The sequence below is a fragment of the Methylomonas sp. ZR1 genome (genome assembly GCF_013141865.1).
Classification (GTDB): Bacteria; Pseudomonadota; Gammaproteobacteria; order Methylococcales; family Methylomonadaceae; genus Methylomonas.
The window spans coordinates 1,961,011-1,979,355 of the sequence record NZ_RCST01000001.1 but is presented as its reverse complement, the minus strand read 5'-3'; the positions used below and the strand labels follow the sequence as shown (position 1 = coordinate 1,979,355).

Genomic DNA, 18,345 nt, shown 5'->3' with positions numbered 1-18,345 from the left:
AGTTTAATGGTGCGCAATGGCAAGCCGGAATCATGCCCGATTTTCGGCTGCTATGATTATTCAATGGCTTAAGCGGTTTGATGAAGGGTGGAAAGCGGTCGATTAAATTAAACTATGTTATATAGCTTTGGCTGCCATCGGGAAATCGCTGACATTACAGGGCGGCGGCAAGACGATGGGAATACCGCTGTCGGTGCGCGAGTATCGGTCGTTTAGCAGCGGACTTAGTCGGGATTTTTCTTGGCCTGAATAACGGCGGCGGCTAATTTTGCCCGGCGTTTTTGCAGCCAACGAATAAAACCAGTTAAATAAAGCACTAACGGCACAAATCCAGAAATTAAAATAATAAGCTGTCCAAGCAAACCAAGTGCTTCGCCACTGTGTAACGGATAGAGCCAATCAACAAAAGCATCTCCGGCACTGCGTGTGGTTCTATCCTGAATATGAATAATTTCTCCGCTGTATTGATCGATCCAAAGGCGTCGAAACGAATGCTTTTGATTGGGTTCATCAAATTCTCGCTTACTTACCAGATACACACCTTGCTTATCTTGCGGAAAATCAATTCGCCGATATTCCCCATCAGGGTAGCGCATGTCGGTGATCTCTAAAACTCGAGAAAAACTGATTGGTACTTGATTATGCTCTTGCAAAACACTCTTAATGTTGGGCCACGCTGGAGAAACCGGAGAAAATACGCTTATTAAGCCGCGACCGTATTCCGGAAAAATTAAATACACACCCGATAAAATCAAAAATAGAAGAACAATTGCGCTATAAAAACCAAAAGTCTTATGCAAATCGAAAGTTAATCGTTCAACGCTCGCGTTTTTCTTGATTGTCAGTGAGTTTCTAAATTTACCGGGGGTTGGCCACCACAAAATTAAGCCTGTCAAAACAGAAAACAATAAACCCAAGCCTATAAAACCCACGATATTCATCCCTGCTTTCGCCAGACCCAATGAATAATGCAAGCGCAAAATAAAATCCTTAAACGGATCGCGCCATATCCGTTCAAAATCGATTAATAACCGCTGCCCAGTTACTTCTGCTGTATAGGGATTGATAAAAATTTGATGTCTTTCCAGATAGCTCGCATCGGGTGATGGCTGTTCAAACCACAGAGCAAACGCAAGTCCGTCGCGTCGTGGGAAATCAAGGCTGATCGCTTTGCCAATGATCGGCAAGGCACCAATACCGGATGCTACAATCTTATCGATTGGCTGGTAACTTTCATGCCCGGTTTCAACGGAAACTATCATAAGGTTAGAATTTAGCCACTCGTCTAATGGAAGTTCAAATGCTAACAAACTCCCAGTTAAGCCAATAATTACGAAGATCGCCCCTGCAACTATACCAAGATACAAATGTACTTTTAGCCAGAATTTGCGGCGATTTTTTCGTGTCAGTTCCATTGCAGCCATTTAACTAAATTCACAGATTAAGCTTGAAAATTTTCCTTCTATTTAAGGCTCGATTGTATGGGAAATTGGTTGTTTAAAACTCTACTCGAACCGATCCCATAAAAGTTCGGGGTGTTCCGATGGTGATAAAACTTCCACTATTAGTGCCTGCGTAGTAGTTTTTATCCAGCAAGTTATCAACATTGAATTGGGTCGTTACTTTTGTACTCCCAACTTTCATTTGGTAGCTTGCCATTAGGTTTGCTGTAACAAAGCCAGGCAACTCATAAGTATTTCCTGCGTTGCCTTCTTTTTGACCCTGCGCGATGGCTCCCGCACCGAACTTAAGTCCTCGCAAATCACTGGTTTGAAATTCGTAAGTACTCCAGAAGCTTCCGGAATGTTTTGGGGCTAAAAATAATCTATTTCCCTGGTTACCAATTCCCCCAGTAGGATCAACATCTTTAGTTATTTTTGCAAAAGGTGTGTAAGCGTAAGTTGCGATAACATTCCAACCGGGAATGATTTCTCCCGTAGTATCAAACTCTATCCCCTTGCTTATAGCTTCGCCAATTGCACGGCCATTTCCATTGGGGTCTCCTGGAATTGCAGTAAAAAGATTCTGTTTAGTTAATTCGAAATAAGATACTGTCGTTCTTAACCTCCCACCCCAAAATTCGGTTTTAAAACCTGTTTCCCATTGTTGAGCGCTTTCTGGTGGGAGTGAAGTTCCATCCGTATTAAATAAACTATTGGTGCCACCAAAATTTTCGGTGTAGCTTCCATAAAGTGAAAGCCAATTGACTGGCTGCCATAATAAACCACCACGAGGACTAATATGATCAACTGATTCGGTGACACGTCCAAGAATATTGTTTATCCCTTCGGCATTGTCGTAACGAAGTCCACCAAGTGCATGAAAATGGTAGGGAAGCTCAATTTGGTCTTGAAAATACAAACCGTGCCAGGACTGGGTATATCCTTGATCATCCCGTTTCGTTAAAGCAGGGGATGCTGTTAAATAGACCGGGTTGAAAATATTAAATCCCGAAACCGATCCACCATATCTATTCGTTATCTGGTCATCGATAACAAAATAATCGTAGCCCCACAATAATTTATGCTTAAGCGCACCGGTTGAAATGTTTCCTATCAAATTAAGCGACGTAAAATATCGTTGCGATGCAGGTGTTGCATTGTTGAAATTGCGAGTAAGCAAACCATTAGCATTGGCTGCGCCAAAGTTTAAAGTTTTGCTTTCTTTTTCCATGAATTCGGATGTAAACCGATGAGTTAATTTCCAGCTATCATTGAACTCATGTGACCAATTAAATCCAACCAGAACTCTATCGCCGACATTCTTATTGTTTAATGGCTCGTGTAGCGCCGTATCTAATGGAACATTCGCAGGACGATTACCTATTCGAGTGATACCCGGATCAGGCTGATCGTTGTAGTGTTGATATTCAAGTTCAAGGGTCGCTTGTGTTCTCTCGCTGATATTCCATCTCACAACTGGGGCCACAAAAACCCGCTCCCCTTCAATAAAATCTCGGAAAGAGCCTGCGTTTTCATAGGACATATTAAGTCTATAGAGCAGCTTGTCGTCCTTTGTGATTGGTGCAGTCGCATCCAAGGTGGTTCGGTAGAAATCATATGACCCAAACTGTTGCTGTAGGGCATAGTACGGAGTTGTGAGAGGCTGTTTAGTGACGATATTTACAATCCCCCCCGGCTCTGCTCGACCAAACAATATAGATCCCGGCCCTTTGAGAACTTCCACTCGCTCTATATTGGTTGTGTCTCGCTTAGTTCCGGCGCTACCGCCGACAATGGTAGGAATTAAAACTCCGTCCCGGTAAGTAATATTATTTTGGAAACCTCTGATTTGGTAACCATCTGTCGCGCCTTGATTAATTGCTCCAAGTGTTACCCCGCTAACGTTTTGTACCGCTTTGTCGATACGTGTCACTTGTTGGTCTTGCAGCACTTGCTTGGTCACTACCTGCACCGAGAACGGCGTTTCCATGATCGGCGTATCTGTCTTGGTGCCTGTAGTGGCGTTGGGCAAACGGTAATCCGAATTATAAGGATCCGTTGAATCATAAACCCCCTTACCAGTCACCGTTACCGCTGGCATAGTCGTTGCCGATTGCGGTTCACTAACGGCTACTTTTTCCAGCGTAGCTTTGTTTTCACCAGTCATGCGGTAGTTGAGGCCGGTGCCTTGCAGCAAGATGTGTAGGGCTTGCTGCGGTGTGTAGTTGCCGTTAATGTTGCTGGATAGGCAGTTTTTGGCCAGCTCTGCGGGAAAGCCCACTTGCCAGTCGCTGCTGCTGATAAAGGCGTTAATGGCGTCAGCCAGCGGTTGGGCGGGGATGTTAAAACGTTGACTGGCTGGTTGGCTAGTGGCGGTTTCTGCGGCTTGGGCGGGAACGCTTATCAAGCCCGGTAAACTCAGTGCTATGGCAATGCTGAGTTTGCGTAATGCACAAGGCGGGGACAGGTGTGGGGGCTTCATATGTACTCCTTGTCTGGGTTGTTGTCGGTTAGCGCGTTGCAACGCACATGGCTACCGAGACGTTTCAGAAAAAGGAATACACAGTTGGCGAGAAAATTATTTTTTGATTGGCGAGTAGGGCGTCGGCCGGAGATTGTGGCATCGGGCGAATGATTGTCCCAATCAATACCTAATTGGTCGGGGGGCGATTTAGTTTTTCAGTATCGTCAGGTAAGTGGAAATATTCACGATTTTGGCGCCGGTTATGTTCGCCAAGGTTCGCAGCAGGCTATCGGTATCTTCCAGTTTGTAATTTCCGGTTATCCGGGTGTGTGCCAATTTGGCGTCGGCGATGACGATGGCGCCGGGATGGTAGCGGTCCAATTCGGTTATCACTTCTGCCAAGGTTCGATCTTGAAAGATCAAGCGGCCTTTTAGCCAAGCAAAGGTTTTACCGGTATCTATGTTGCTGATTTCCGCAACGCTGTGGGTATCGATCTCGGTATGTTGGCCGACGCTTAATTGTCGGTTTTGGCCTTGTTCGGCGCTACAAATCACTAGGCCGCTTTCGACATTCACTTGGGTAGTATCGCCGGTTTTGACGCTGAAGCGGGTGCCCACCACGCGCACTGTTCCCTGTTCTGTCGTCACAATAAACGGCCGGCTTTTGTCGGCTTGCACCTCAAAATAGGCTTCGCCGCTTAATAAGGTTACGCCGCGCTGTTGACCGGCGTAATCCAGTTTTACCGCACTATCGGTATTTAGAACCAGCGCGGAACCGTCTGCCAGTATTACTCGGCGCTGTTCGCCCGTGGCGGTGGCGATGTCAGCTTGCCAGCGTTGCAAGCAGCCGGTTGAAGCCAGGAACCAGCCGCTAATCAAGGTAATGCTGGCGGCTGCAGCCCAGCGCCGCATTGTCGATTGAGGCTGTGCGGGCGGCCGAAGTGGGATGCTGGCGTATTGGCTTAGGGCGGCGTTCAATGCTGGCGATTGCCAGAGTTGCACCACTTTGTCGTAAGCGGTTTGATGCGTGGGGTCGGCGGCTAACCAGCAGGCAAACTCGGCTTGATCGGCCGCACCGCTTTTATGGTCTTGTAAGCGGGCAAACCAGGCAAGTGCTTGATCTTGGACATTACCCTGCGATGGAACTTCCTGATCAAAACGTAAAGGCATGGCGGTTGACGGGTTAGGCAATGGGGCGAATTTTATCAGTATTGGTGCTGTGTTCAGGAAAATCAGTATGGCCTAAGGTTACGGCTAGTCTTGCCGGCTGGCTAATAAATGAGTCAGAGCTGCCTGTACATTCTTCTCTACCGCGCTACGCGATATGCCGTAATAGGCGGCGATCCGCTCGTAATTCCAATGGTGAAATTTGTGCAACACCAGAATTTGCCTGCGCCGTTCGGGTAATTGCTCAAGCGCTGCCAGCATCAATGCCAGTTCTTGTTGATCGGACGCTTGCTGTTCGGGCGTCGGGGTATCGTCCGGCAAATTGTCCAGCAGCGATATATCTTCGTCCGTATCGGCCGTTTTTGAGTCGTCGGCGCGTTGGCGAATACGTTCTTTACGCAGATGATCCAGTGCCAGGTTTTTTGCGATTTGGTATAGAAACGGCCGCGGGTAACTGATGTCTTGGATTTCCAGGGCGTGCAGCATTTTTATGTAAGCTTCATGCGCCAAGTCTTCCGCGGTTTGCGGGCAGCCGACGATGCCGAAAATAGTGTGAATCAACGAATCGCGATGGCTCAAAAATAAATCGTCGATGTTGAAGGTGAGGCTGTTCATGGCGAAGACGTGTTTGGCGTGCTTGGAACCCGATAGAGCCGATTTACAGCAATATTTGAACCAATAAACAAGTGTGTTGATTTTGAAAGACAAAATCACATGGCACCCGGTGGCAGGGTATGGCATATGCCGTTTTAATAGGTGAAATGCCTGATTTATTTGCAATCAGAGTGGACGGGAGATGTGTGCTGGAAGTGCCCACAACTACACACTTTTTCTGCGAAAACTGCTAGTCTTATCACCTCGATTAAGCGGGTGGGGCCGAGCTTGGAACAGGATATAACAACAGATCTGCGGGTTTTGGAAAGTCATTTGGACGGTATGCTCAACCGCGTCCAACACAACAGCTTGACCTTGAAGCGATTGCAAAGCTTTGAAATGCGTTTACTGGGGCTTAGTTCGTTGGCGGAGATGATCGAGTTCATTCTCGGTGAAGCCAAGGCACTGTTCCAATTGGACGTAATCAGCTTGTGTTTGATCGACCCTAAAAACGAAATCGCCGGTTACCTGGAAGTGGATAATTATAATTATCGGGACCGGGAAGGGCTGTTTTTAGCGAGTAGCGAATGGCAATTGCGGCATAGTTTTGGTCTGTCCGACCAGCCGTTTCTGGGGAGCTATCAAACCACGATTTGCGAGAAGTTTTTCTCCGAATCGAATCAACAAAAACCGGCGTCGGTGGTGATTGCGCCGCTGATTCGCCGGGATCGGTATTTGGGCTCGTTGAATCTGGGCAGTTATCACAACGAGCGTTTCATGCAAGGTATGGCGACCGATTTTGTCGAGCACATCGCCTCGGTCATCAGTATTTGCCTGGAAAACAATCTTAATGTCGAAACCATGCGGCGCACCAGTTTGGTCGATCCCTTGACCGGCGTGAACAATCGGCGGTTTTTGGAGCAGCGTATAGAGGAAGAGCTGGATCGCAGCCAACGCAATCGCGAACCTTTGTCCTGCCTATTTCTGGATATTGATTTTTTCAAGCGCATCAACGACGGTTTTGGACACCAGGCTGGCGATCATGTACTGGCTGTCGTGGCCGGCATCATCAAGAAATTGCTGCGCAATAACGATGTGCTGGCGCGTTACGGCGGCGAGGAGTTTGTGGCTTTGCTGTCGCAATCCGATGAAAGTACGGCCTCGGAAATTGCCGAGCGGATTCGTTTGAGTATTGCTAATTTACGGGTGGAGTATGGCGATCAAGCCATCCCGGTGACTATTTCGATTGGTGTGGCGACTTACCAGCCTAGCCGGGCGCAGAAAAAGCTTGTCGCCGAGATTGCCTTGCAATTGGTGCAAACCGCCGATGCTGCTTTGTACGAAGCCAAACGTAAAGGCAGAAATCGTATTGAGAATGGCGGGCTGGTGTTAGTAACCGAGCCTGCTTAGTGGTAACCGTTGGGATTGTTTTTCTGCCAGCGCCAGGTGTCGGTCATCATTTGTTTTAAATCCCGCTCGGCTTTCCAACCTATTTTTGCTTCGGCCAGGCTGGGATCAGCGTAACAGGCCGCGACATCGCCGGCTCTGCGTGGTGCGATTTTGTAGGGTACCGCTTGGCCCGTCACCTCAATGAAGGTATTGACCATTTCCAATACGCTGTAGCCGTTGCCGGTTCCTAAATTAACCGCATCGCAAATAGCGGTATCGGCGGATTTACCGAGCAGGTATTGCAAGGCTTTGATATGGCCTTGCGCCAGATCGACGACGTGGATGTAATCGCGCACGCCGGTGCCGTCCTTGGTGGGGTAGTCGTTGCCGAATACCGACAGGACCGGCAGCTTACCGATGGCGACTTGCGATAAAAACGGCATCAGATTATTGGGTATGCCGTTGGGATCTTCACCGATCAAACCGCTGCTGTGCGCGCCGATGGGGTTGAAATAGCGCAGTATTGCAAATTGCCAGGGCTGGCCGTTGCCGTTCAGGCTGTCGGCATTGCTGACATCGCGCAGGATTTCCTCGATAAACAGTTTGGTACGGCCGTAAGGATTGGTGGCTTGCAGCGGAAAGCTTTCCAGAATCGGTACGGCGTGTGGATCGCCGTAAACGGTCGCCGACGAGCTGAATACCAATCTTTTCACTGCAAACTCATCCATCGTTTCCAGTAACACTTGGGTGCCGTAGATGTTGTTGCGGTAATAGCTCAGGGGTTGCTGGCAGGATTCGCCGACGGCTTTCAGGCCGGCGAAATGAACCACCGCATCGATTTTATGTGCTTTAAAAATCTCGCGTAGCGCGGCTTGGTCGGTAATGTCGGCTTGATAGAAACCGGGTTTATGTCCGGTAATGGTTTCGATACGTTTCAGCGATTCGATTTTGCTGTTACTTAGGTTGTCGACAACGATGACCTCGAAACCGTTATTCAGCAGTTCTACGCAGGTATGGCTGCCGATATAGCCGGCGCCGCCCGTCACTAAGATGGTGTGTTTCATCGTTGCATTCCCTATTAGCGTTCTAGGATGTCCAGTCCGGCTTCATCGGATACGACGCGCGGAATAGTGGATTCGGGGTCGCGGCGCAGGCCGGCAAAATCGAACAAGCTGGTATCGGCCATTTGCGACGGCGCGATATTTTGCAAACTGGCGAAAATCGTCTCGATGCGGCCGGGGAATTGTTTATCCCAAGCGTTGAGCATTTGTTTCATGGCCTTGCGTTGCAGGTTTTCTTGCGAACCGCACAGATTGCAGGGAATGATCGGAAACTGTTTGAAAGCCGCGAAGCGGTTGATGTCTTTTTCCCGGCAATATGCTAACGGACGTATGACGATGTTTTGCTTATCGTCACTCAGCAGCTTCGGCGGCATGGCTTTCAGTTTGCCAGCGTAGAACATGTTTAAAAAGAAGGTTTCGATAATGTCGTCGCGGTGATGGCCCAGGGCGATCTTGGTGATCTTATGTTCCTTGGCAAATCCGTACAACGTGCCACGACGTAGCCGAGAACATAGGCTGCAAGTGGTTTGGCCTTCCGGGATGATGCGTTTGACGATGCTGTAAGTGTCGTGCTCGATGATGTGGTAGGGCACGCCTATCGATTGTAGATATTCCGGCAGCACATGTTCCGGAAAGCCTGGCTGCTTCTGATCCAGATTGACGGCAATAATCTCAAAATTGATTGGCGCGGTTTTCTGCAAGTTCAGCAGAATGTCCAACATGGTGTAAGAATCTTTGCCGCCGGACAGACACACCATGACCTTATCATCGGGCTCTATCATGTTGAAATCGGCGATGGCTTCGCCAACGCAACGTCTCAGGCGTTTTTGCAGCTTGTTAAACTGGGTACGGGATTTGTGTTCTGGATCGGACATGGGTGCAGGGAAGGGCGGCTGAACCAAAGTTGCAGCCGCGCCAAAGTTAGCCGTTGTAGCGTTGGAAAATCAGCGTGGCGTTGGTGCCGCCAAAGCCGAAGCTGTTGGACATAATGGTGTTCAGCGTGACGTTATCCCGATATTCTCTAACGATAGGAATGCCGGCCGCACCTGGATCGAGTTGGTTGATATTGGCGGAGGCACTCAAGAAGTTTTCCTGCATCATCAGCAAGGAATAAATGGCTTCGTTGACGCCGGCCGCACCCAAGGCATGTCCGGTTAAAGATTTGGTTGAGCTGACTGCCGGTACGCCGTCAACACCAAACACTTCGCGCATCGCTTCTAGTTCGCGGGTATCGCCTACCGGGGTGCTGGTGCCGTGCGCGTTGATATAGTCAATTTTTTCATTAACGGTAGCCAAGGCTTGTTGCATGCAGCGCACTGCGCCTTCGCCGGACGGTTGCACCATGTCGTAGCCATCGGAAGTTGCACCGTAGCCGACCAGTTCGGCATAGATTTTAGCGCCGCGTGCTTTGGCATGTTCCAGTTCCTCAATCACCAAAACACCGCCGCCGCCCGAGATGACGAAGCCGTCGCGGGTTTCGTCGTAAGGCCGGGAGGCCGTCTCTGGCGTGTCGTTATATTTTGAAGACAGTGCGCCCATCGCGTCGAACATCACCGACATAGTCCAGTGCAGTTCTTCACCGCCGCCGGCGAACACAACGTCTTGTTTGCCTAATTGAATCAATTCCATGGCGTGGCCGATGCAGTGGGCGCTGGTGGCGCAAGCGGAGCTGATGGAGTAATTGACGCCTTTGATTTTAAAGGGCGTGGCCAAGCAGGCCGTGTTGGTGCTGGACATGGCGCGCGTCACCATGTAGGGTCCGACCTTTTTTACACCTTTGGAACGCAGAATGTCGGCGGAATCGACCAGATTGGACGTTGACGGCCCGCCGGAGCCCATCACTAAGCCGGTGCGGATATTGGACACTTGCGACTCTTCCAGGCCGGAGTCGGCAATAGCCTGTTCCATAGCCAGGTAGTTGTATGCGGCACCGTCGCCCATAAAGCGTTTAACTTTACGGTCGATCGCTTCATCCAGATCAATATTAACCGGGCCGTGTACATGGCTGCGAAAGCCCATCTCGGCATAGACCGGTGCGTGAACGATACCGGAACGGCCAGCGCGTAAAGAATCAACCACTTCGTCCCGGTTGTTGCCGATGCTGGAAACTATCCCTAAACCTGTTACAACGACGCGCTTCATGATGGTTTCCTTAGAAATCTTGGGTGGAAGTGAATAAACCGACTCGTAAATCGGTCGCCTCGTAGATTTGTTTGCCATCGACTTCCATCGTCGCATCGGCGATGCCCATGACCAATTTGCGTAGAATCACGCGCTTCAAGTCGATTTTATAAGTCACTTTTTTGGCTGTCGGCAGTACTTGGCCGGTGAATTTAACTTCGCCGCAACCCAGCGCGCGGCCTTTGCCGGGGCCGCCCAGCCAGCATAAATAAAAACCGACCAATTGCCACATCGCGTCCAAACCCAGACAGCCCGGCATGACCGGATCACCTTGAAAGTGGCAATCAAAAAACCATAATTCGGGGGTAATATCCAACTCGGCGATGATTTCGCCTTTGCCGTATTTGCCGCCTTCATCGGAAATATGGACGATGCGGTCCATCATCAGCATATTGGGAAGCGGTAGCTGCGCGTTGGTCGGACCGTATAATTCACCTCGGCCGGACATTAATAATTCTTCGCGCGTGAAACTGTGCTGCTTCTCCATCTTGATTTTTACCTGGTTGGTGGGTTCAAAAACTGCGGCATTATCTAATAATCGGCTTAAAAAATCAGCTCAATTTTTAGTCGGGCATGACCTCGCGCATTAGATCGTCGATCTTTAAGCTGTCGCGTTGCAGGCGCTGCTGGTAGATCAAGCTATACATTAACACCGATGCAACATACCCCCGAGTCTCCTTGTAAGGGATGTTTTCAATCCAGATGTCGGCCGGCAAAGCCCGGTTTTCCGGTAGCCAGCGCTTCACTTTATTGGCGCCGGCGTTATAGGCGGCCGTGGCCAGTGCGACGTGGCCATTGAATTGGCGCAAGAGTTTTTTGAAATAAAACGTCCCGTATTTGACATTGAGTTCCGGTTTAAACAGGCTGTAATCGCTATCCCAACTATCGCGCAATTCGGCGGCAATTTGCCGGCCGGTGTTTGGCATGATCTGCATCAAACCTTTAGCGCCAGCCGGCGAGTCGGCCAATTCATCGAACGCGCTCTCCTGGCGGATCAATCCCAAAATTAAACCCGGATCCAATTGTTGTGCGGCGGCGTTACTTTGGATGGGCTGGATATAGGTCAGCGGAAAGCGTAGATTGACGTCGTCCCATTGATTAGCCTTGGCTATAGTGGTAATCGCCAAAGCCGGACAATTGGCTTGTTGTGCCAGTTTTGCAGCGACGGGTAGCTGGTGACTATCGAGTTTGGCTATTGCGTACCACCATTGGCGTTTGGCTTCCGGTTTTCTGTCGATAGCGAGTAGCTCGGAAAATACCTGGAAATCCGCTCGATTTTGTAAAGTCTCGAGGTCGCTGCTTGATACCGTCAAAGGTCTGTCCACCAGTTCAATGGCTTGCCTTAATCTGCCGGCAGCCAGAAAACCGTAGAAACTGCGATTTTTTGCCAACTGTAGAAACAAGGCATTGGCGGCTGCGCTCTGGCCGGTTTCCGCCAAGCCGCGAGCTTGCCAGTACTGCCATTTTTCCTGAGATTTTTCGTCGTCGTTAAGGCCGGTAATCGCCACAGCGACGTCTTGCCAGTTCTGTATATTCAATGCGGCTCTGACTCGCCATTCCCGGGCCGATTCGTCGCTGTTTTCCAGTTGCGACAAGCGGGCGTAAGCGCGGCTGTCGTGTTTTAAGGCCAAGGCGATAGCGATGCGTTTTTCGATAAAAGCGGCGGTCGCCGGCGCAATGGCGATTTGCGATTTATTGCTGTCCCAAGTCGCCATGGCCGTATCGACATTGGTTTCCAGCCAGCGGTCAATCGCATGGGCAAACAACTCGCCTGCTTGGTCGGGGTAGTCGCGCCAGCTTGTATCAGCAATAACGGTTTCTGGCTGTCGGTGCAGTTTTAACCAGGTATTGGCCTGCTTGAGTTCCGCGTCGCTGAAAAATCGGGTCAAGTAGCTGGCCAGGCTTTGGTTGTCACGTTTGAGTGCGGCGTGAAATCGTTGGTTGATCAGTTCCTTATTAAAGTACGGCGATGATTTATAAGCTTCGAACAGGACATCGCAATTATCCGGTTGCGATTTACCGCTTAACCATAAAGTGCGGGCTTGATTGATGGCTTCCAAGGCTTGGCCGGTTTGCAATTGAGCCAGGCCGGCGTAGCATTGCAGCTCGGGATCGTCACTGCCTTGATAATTATTCAGCAGCACTAGCCACTGCTGCTTTTTACCCAAAGCCAGCAACCACTTTTGCCGCAGCGCGGCCGCGTAACGGCTGGCGGCGTGCTCGTTTAAAAACTGTTTGATGTCGGCGTCGGCGTCCAAATGATTTTTTAACCATTGGTATTGCAGATAAGGATATAGCGGGTAGCCTCTTAGGTTTGAAGCCATCGCGAAATATTCGGCATCGCGATTCTGGTCAAGTGCTTGCTCGGCACGCAAAAATAGCTGACGTTGGCTGGCCAAAGAGATTTCATCCGCCTGGACACTGTTCGGTAAAACGCCGGTCAGAGCGGCAAGCAGTAAAAAACACGGGATAACATGCATATCAATTTCCACGACAGCCGAGACTAAACCCTATGCAAGAAGTTTTTGCAAAGTGGGTCGGACCATTATAATCGTTAAACTTCATCGAATTTGTTTCATTACCTTGAAAACCTTACAGCGCGCGGCGAAAGCCGAATATTCCTGGCAGTACATCTACAGCATCGCTAAGCAGCATAAAAAACAACTGATCAACGGGCATTTGGTCGCCATCTTGGCAACGGTTGCCAGCGTGCCGGTACCGTTATTGATGCCATTATTGGTGGACGAAGTCCTGCTTAACCATCCGGGTGTGGTGCTGAATAGCCTCAATCCATGGCTGCCCGGCGAGTGGCAGCAACCTGCCATTTACATTGCCATTATTTTGCTGCTGAGCTTGCTGTTGCGCTTGTTTGCCTTGGTGCTAAACATTATGCAGACTCGGCAGTTTTCCAATATTGCCAAGGATGTGATTTTTCGCATTCGCGAAAGTTTGGTGAAACATTTGCAACACATCTCGATGTCCGAGTATGAAAGCCTGGGCAGCGGTACGGTCAGTTCGCACATGGTGACCGACCTCGATACGCTGGATAATTTTATCGGCACCACGATCAGTAAATTATTGGTGGCAGTTCTGACCGTGTTCGGTACCGCTTTAATTCTGCTGTGGATGCACTGGCAATTGGGTTTATTTATTATCTTTTTGAACCCGTTGGTGATTTATTTGGCCCGGGCTGTTGGTTCCAGGGTGAAGGAACTGAAGGCTAACGAAAACAAAGCCTACGCAATATTCCAGCAAGCTTTGAGCGAAACGCTGGAGGCGATTCATCAAATCCGCGCCAGCAACCGCGAGGAGCACTATTGCCGGCAGTTGATCGGCAGCGCACTGGCGGTTAAAAACCACTCGACCATCTATGCCTGGAAAAGCGATGCGACGGTGCGTTTGAGCTTTTTGACCTTTCTATTTGGCTTCGATATTTTCCGCGCAACAGCGATGCTGATGGTGCTGTATTCCAATCTGACCATAGGCGAAATGTTGGCGGTATTCGGTTATCTGTGGTTCATGATGGCGCCGGTGCAGGAGATATTAAGCATTCAGCAGTCTTTTTATGCCGCCAAAGCCGCGTTGGCCCGCGTCAATCAGCTGACCCTGTTGCAGCGCGAACCGTATTATCCGCATTTGCAAAACCCGTTTATCGGGCGTAAAACCGTGTCGGTCAGCGTCAAGAATCTGCATTTTAGTTACAAGGACGAACCGGTACTGAACGGTATTAATTTGACTATACCGGCCGGTGAGAAAATTGCCCTGGTCGGCGCCAGCGGCGGTGGCAAGTCGACGCTGGCGCAAACTTTGATCGGTTTATATCCGCCGGGCAGCGGCATGATTTATTTCGACGGCGTGCCGCTGAACCGGATAGGCTTGGATGTGGTGCGCGAACATGTCGCGACCGTTTTACAGCATCCCGCTTTGCTAAACGATACGATACGCGCCAATCTGACCTTGGGCCGGGAGATTGCCGATGCTGAATTGTGGCGAGCTTTGGAGATTGCGCAAATGAAGTCCACCGTTGAAGAACAGCCGCAGGGTTTGGACACCGTGGTGGGCAGGCAGGGTATGCGCTTATCCGGCGGCCAACGGCAACGGCTAGCCATCGCCCGGATGATAGTCAGCCAGCCCGCTGTGGTGATTCTCGACGAAGCGACGTCGGCACTGGATAGCGAAACCGAGTATAAACTGCACCAAGCCTTGAGCACCTTTCTGGAAGGCCGTACTACCATCATCATCGCGCATAGGCTCAGTGCGGTGAAACAGGCTGATCATGTGTATGTCTTTGAACAAGGCCAGATTTGCGAACAAGGCAAACACGATTCCTTGATTCAACAAAACGGCTTGTACGCCAAACTTTACGGTGATTATCAATAGTGTCGGAATTATACGATTTACACAGTCATTCCACCGCGTCCGACGGCGCTTTGTCGCCCACCGAACTGGTGCTGCGTGCTCAACAGCAGGGCGTCACCGCGCTGGCTTTGACCGACCACGATACAACTGCCGGCTTACAAGAAGCGACCGAAGCCGCCGCGCAAGCTGGCATCCGCTTGATTCCCGGCATCGAACTGTCGGCCAGTTTTGAAAGCCATTGTCTGCACATCGTCGGTTTAAATATCGATCCACAGCATCCGGGTTTACTCGACGGTATTGCTAAGCAACAATTAATTCGCGACCAACGCGCGCAAAAAATTGCCGAAAAACTGGCGAAGAAGGGCATAGCCGATGCCTATCCCACGTTAAGGCAAATCGCCGGTAACGGCGAAATCACCCGCCTGCATTTTGCCGATTTTCTGGTTAATCAAGGTGTGGTCGAAACCCCGCAGGACGCATTTGATCGTTATTTGAGCAAGGGCAAGCCGGCTTATGTACCAACGGTTTGGGCCGGTCTGGCCGATTGTGTCGGCTGGATTCGGGCCGCCGGCGGTGTGGCGGTGTTGGCGCATCCCTTGCGTTACAAACTCAGTAGCAAATGGATTAACAAAGCATTGGTGGCATTCAAGGCGGCAGGCGGGCAGGGCATCGAAGTGGTGACCGGCCGGGCCAGCGTCGACGATATTCGCTTAAGTTATCTGCATGCCAGCAAACATCAATTGCATGCGTCGATGGGTTCGGATTTTCATGCGCCGGGCAACCCATGGCTGGAGCTGGGGCGTCTGGCGGCCTTGCCGGACGGCGCGGCGCCGGTTTGGCAGTTATTTTAACCAGGCGTAAACAACCGGGCGAATTCGTCGGGGGGCAAGGGTTGATTCCAATAAAAACCCTGCGCTTTGCGGCAGCCGAGTTGATGCAGTTGCTCGGCTTGCTCCTTGGTTTCCACGCCTTCGGCTAAGGTCAGCAGGCCCAGCGTATCACCCAATTGCAAGATGGCTTTGACGATAGCGGTGTCTTCGGCTTTGCCTGAGGTTAAATCCCGGATAAACGATTGATCGATTTTTAGTTTGTTCACCGCAAAGCGCTTCAAATAACTCAGTGAGGAATAACCGGTACCGAAATCGTCGATGGCAAAGCTGACGCCCAAGGCGCGCAACTGGGCAATCGTATTGATGACGGCATTGGTGTCGAACATCAGGACCGATTCGGTTAACTCCAGCTCTAAATAATGCGGTTCCAGCCCGGATTCCGCCAATGCGCTTTGCACCGATTCCAGTAAGTTGCCGCGCTTGAACTGTAGGGCCGAGATGTTGACGGTAACCAGCAGTTTCATACCGGCGTCGTGCCAAAGCTTGTTTTGCTTACAGGCTTCGCGTAACACCCAGTCGCCTATCGGGACGATCATGCCGTTGTCCTCGGCGATAGGAATGAACTTGGCCGGCGGGATCATCGGGCTGTTTTCCGGTTGCCAGCGCAGCAAGGCTTCCGCACCGATCACCGTGTTGCTGTGTATGGAATATTGCGGCTGATAATGCAAGCGAAGTTCTTTGCGCTTCAAAGCCATGCGCAGACCGTTCTCGATATTCATCCGCTCGATAGACGCCAGGTTCATATCGTTGGAAAAGAAGCGGAAGGTATTGCGGCCTTCGTTTTTCGCCGAATACATTGCCGTGTCGGCTTTGTTGAGTAAACCGTGAAAATTCAGGCCGTCATTGGGATACAAACTGACGCCTATGCTGAAGGAGGTGCAAAGCGTGACGCCTTCGATGACAAAGGGTTGTGTCAGTTGATCGAGAATTTTCAGCACAATTTGCGTGATTGCGTCGATGTCGGGAATGTCGGTGAGGATAATGATGAATTCATCGCCGCCTTGCCGGCAAACCGTATCCACCTCGCGCACGCATTGCACCAGACGCTCCGCGATGCCTTGCAGTAAGCGGTCGCCGACGTCGTGCCCCATTGTGTCGTTAATATTTTTAAAATGATCCAGGTCCAGAAACAGTAAGCCGACCAGCGTGTTGTTACGCACGGCATGGGCCATGGCCTGGTCGAAGCGGTCGCGCAACAAGGTGCGATTGGGCAAATTGGTGAGTGGATCGTGACGTGCCAGATATTCGATTTGGGCTTCGGCGGCCTTGCGCTCGGTAATGTCCGAAAAAATGCCGATGTAATGGCTGATGGCGCCATGGGTGTTATACATCGCGGAAATACCCAGCCATGCGGGATAGGTCTCGCCGTTCTTGCGGGTATCCCAAATTTCGCCTTGCCAGTAGCCGTTTTCGCGCAAGGCCTGCCAGATACGTTGATAGTGGTTGAGGTCAAGATGACGCGCATCGAGAATGGAGGGCGTTTGCTGTAGCACCTCTTCGGCTCTGTAACCGGTAATCGTCGTGTAGGCCTGATTGCTGGACACGATGCGGGTATCCGGATCGCACAGGAAAATGGCCTCGCCGCTGTTTTCGAACACTTTGGCCAGCAAATTCAGACGTTCGGCTGCCGTCTTACTGTCGGTGATGTCGGTGTGGGTGCCCAGCATGCGCACCGGCTGATGATTGGCATCACGTTCGACGATACTGCCTATCGATAATATCCATTTCCAGCTATCGTCGGCGCAACGCTGCCGATATTCCAGGCGATATTCTGCCAGTTCCCCGGCGATGTACTGCCGGTAGGCGTCGGAAACGCGCTGCCGGTCATCGGGATGCAAGCGCATGATCCAGCTGTCGATATTGGCGTCGAAATCGGCTGGGTTGTATCCGAGCATGCTGGCATATTCGGCGTTGATGATCATGGCCCCGGTTTGCGGATTGATGTCATAAAAACCTTGTTTGGCTGCCTGCATGGACAGCCGCAAGCGTTCCTCGCTATCGGCAAGGGCTTGCTGTGTGCTGCGCATTTCGGTGATGTCGTGCGCCAGGCCGTTCACCGCAACCACTCGGCCATGGTCGTCGAACATGGGCGACTCATTGAGGCTGAGTACACGCAGACCGCCATCCTTGCTGCGTACTTCCACTTCGTAGTTGGGTGGTTTGATGCCCACCAGACATTGCTCGGTGTAGGCCCTGGCAAGCCGATTGATCGGGTTGTTGGTCGTTATATCGAAGCAGTCGCAATGTAGTTCGTCGGGTTTGTAGCCGAGGATATGCTCCACCGAAGGACCTAGATAAGTAAAAATACGCTCGGTATTGTGAGAATACAGGAAGTATTCGTTACCGATACTTTCCACCAAGTCTCGAAAGCGTTGCTCGCTTTGCTTGAGTAGCGTTTGTTGCTCTATAAGACGTTGAGTAGTGCGGTGCGAGCGCAGCACATAGCTGATGCGATGCGGCAACAGCGGCCATTGGATGGGTTTGCCGATAAAGTCGGTAGCCCCCAGCCGAAAGGCGTCTTCCACCGCTTGCGTATCCTCGATAGCCGTCATCATGACAATCGGCACCGATTTGTCGCTGGCGGCACGCATGCCTTGTAAACAACTGAAACCATCCATCTCCGGCATCATCACGTCCAGCAGCACCAAATCCGGCTCGGTGGCGATAAATTGTTCCAATCCGGTTCGGCCGTTGTCGGTTTCGATCAGTTCGTAGCCGTCGGCTTGCAAGATTTGCCTGACCAGCAGACGGACCATCGGATCGTCGTCGACTAACAGGATGCGCGGCTTGGCGGACAT

Annotated in this window: 13 protein-coding genes; 3 read left to right on the top strand and 10 right to left on the bottom strand. The window is 50.8% G+C overall.

The genetic code is table 11. The features are described 5' to 3' along the window. Positions 1-224 precede the first annotated feature (224 nt). The 4 genes from DDY07_RS08950 to DDY07_RS08935 form a co-directional block, all read right to left on the bottom strand. The gene (locus DDY07_RS08950) at positions 225-1,424 is read right to left on the bottom strand and encodes a PepSY domain-containing protein (RefSeq protein WP_253734446.1); all 1,200 of its coding nucleotides are present in this window, start codon (positions 1,422-1,424) and stop codon (positions 225-227) included. A 73-nt stretch (positions 1,425-1,497) separates the two neighbouring features. Then, on the bottom strand, positions 1,498-3,924 hold the full coding sequence (locus DDY07_RS08945) for a TonB-dependent receptor (RefSeq protein ID WP_171695645.1): 2,427 nt from the start codon (positions 3,922-3,924) through the stop codon (positions 1,498-1,500). Between the two features lie 189 nt (positions 3,925-4,113). Beyond that, on the bottom strand, positions 4,114-5,076 hold the full coding sequence (locus DDY07_RS08940) for a FecR family protein (RefSeq protein WP_171695644.1): 963 nt from the start codon (positions 5,074-5,076) through the stop codon (positions 4,114-4,116). Positions 5,077-5,160: 84 nt separating this feature from the next. Continuing rightward, complete coding sequence (locus tag DDY07_RS08935; RefSeq protein WP_171695643.1) at positions 5,161-5,688, bottom strand: RNA polymerase sigma factor; 528 nt, start codon at positions 5,686-5,688, stop codon at positions 5,161-5,163. A gap of 255 nt (positions 5,689-5,943) precedes the next feature. Between DDY07_RS08935 and DDY07_RS08930 the strand changes: the two genes are divergently transcribed. Then, on the top strand, positions 5,944-7,077 hold the full coding sequence (locus tag DDY07_RS08930; RefSeq protein WP_367650865.1) for a DUF484 family protein: 1,134 nt from the start codon (positions 5,944-5,946) through the stop codon (positions 7,075-7,077). Here DDY07_RS08930 and galE read toward each other — a convergent pair. The 5 genes from galE to DDY07_RS08905 form a co-directional block, all read right to left on the bottom strand. Continuing rightward, complete coding sequence (gene galE / locus DDY07_RS08925) at positions 7,074-8,120, bottom strand: UDP-glucose 4-epimerase GalE (protein ID WP_171695642.1); 1,047 nt, start codon at positions 8,118-8,120, stop codon at positions 7,074-7,076. The two genes, DDY07_RS08930 and galE, sit on opposite strands and share 4 nt — an antisense overlap. A 14-nt stretch (positions 8,121-8,134) precedes the next feature. Further along, entirely contained in the window at positions 8,135-8,992 is an 858-nt protein-coding gene (gene ttcA, locus DDY07_RS08920; protein WP_033156422.1) for a tRNA 2-thiocytidine(32) synthetase TtcA, read from the bottom strand. A gap of 46 nt (positions 8,993-9,038) precedes the next feature. Continuing rightward, positions 9,039-10,259 carry a beta-ketoacyl-ACP synthase I gene (fabB, locus tag DDY07_RS08915; RefSeq protein WP_171695641.1) on the bottom strand — a complete coding sequence of 407 codons (1,221 nt, stop codon included), beginning with the start codon at positions 10,257-10,259 and terminating at the stop codon, positions 9,039-9,041. A 10-nt stretch (positions 10,260-10,269) separates the two neighbouring features. Further along, positions 10,270-10,785 carry a 3-hydroxyacyl-[acyl-carrier-protein] dehydratase FabA gene (gene fabA, locus DDY07_RS08910; protein ID WP_033156420.1) on the bottom strand — a complete coding sequence of 172 codons (516 nt, stop codon included), beginning with the start codon at positions 10,783-10,785 and terminating at the stop codon, positions 10,270-10,272. Between the two features lie 76 nt (positions 10,786-10,861). Beyond that, entirely contained in the window at positions 10,862-12,778 is a 1,917-nt protein-coding gene (locus DDY07_RS08905; RefSeq protein WP_171695640.1) for a transglycosylase SLT domain-containing protein, read from the bottom strand. Between the two features lie 103 nt (positions 12,779-12,881). Between DDY07_RS08905 and DDY07_RS08900 the strand changes: the two genes are divergently transcribed. Both DDY07_RS08900 and DDY07_RS08895 read left to right on the top strand, forming a co-directional pair. After that, positions 12,882-14,678, top strand: coding sequence for an ABC transporter ATP-binding protein (locus tag DDY07_RS08900; protein ID WP_216614729.1), 1,797 nt, complete (start codon positions 12,882-12,884; stop codon positions 14,676-14,678). Continuing rightward, positions 14,678-15,508 carry a PHP domain-containing protein gene (locus DDY07_RS08895; protein ID WP_171695639.1) on the top strand — a complete coding sequence of 277 codons (831 nt, stop codon included), beginning with the start codon at positions 14,678-14,680 and terminating at the stop codon, positions 15,506-15,508. Before DDY07_RS08900 ends, DDY07_RS08895 begins: the two co-directional genes overlap by 1 nt. On the opposite strand, the gene DDY07_RS08890 is transcribed toward DDY07_RS08895, so the two are convergent. Then, positions 15,505-18,345, bottom strand: coding sequence for an EAL domain-containing protein (locus tag DDY07_RS08890; RefSeq protein WP_171695638.1), 2,841 nt, complete (start codon positions 18,343-18,345; stop codon positions 15,505-15,507). The two genes, DDY07_RS08895 and DDY07_RS08890, sit on opposite strands and share 4 nt — an antisense overlap.

Coding starts and splice junctions, on each gene's coding strand:
- DDY07_RS08945 (WP_171695645.1), bottom strand. CDS start 3,924: ATGAAGCCCCCACACCTGTCCCCGCCTTGTGCATTACGCAAACTCAGC.
- DDY07_RS08940 (WP_171695644.1), bottom strand. CDS start 5,076: ATGCCTTTACGTTTTGATCAGGAAGTTCCATCGCAGGGTAATGTCCAA.
- DDY07_RS08950 (WP_253734446.1), bottom strand. CDS start 1,424: ATGGCTGCAATGGAACTGACACGAAAAAATCGCCGCAAATTCTGGCTA.
- DDY07_RS08890 (WP_171695638.1), bottom strand. CDS start 18,345: ATGTCCGCCAAGCCGCGCATCCTGTTAGTCGACGACGATCCGATGGTC.
- DDY07_RS08935 (WP_171695643.1), bottom strand. CDS start 5,688: ATGAACAGCCTCACCTTCAACATCGACGATTTATTTTTGAGCCATCGC.
- ttcA (WP_033156422.1), bottom strand. CDS start 8,992: ATGTCCGATCCAGAACACAAATCCCGTACCCAGTTTAACAAGCTGCAA.
- fabA (WP_033156420.1), bottom strand. CDS start 10,785: ATGGAGAAGCAGCACAGTTTCACGCGCGAAGAATTATTAATGTCCGGC.
- fabB (WP_171695641.1), bottom strand. CDS start 10,259: ATGAAGCGCGTCGTTGTAACAGGTTTAGGGATAGTTTCCAGCATCGGC.
- galE (WP_171695642.1), bottom strand. CDS start 8,120: ATGAAACACACCATCTTAGTGACGGGCGGCGCCGGCTATATCGGCAGC.
- DDY07_RS08905 (WP_171695640.1), bottom strand. CDS start 12,778: ATGCATGTTATCCCGTGTTTTTTACTGCTTGCCGCTCTGACCGGCGTT.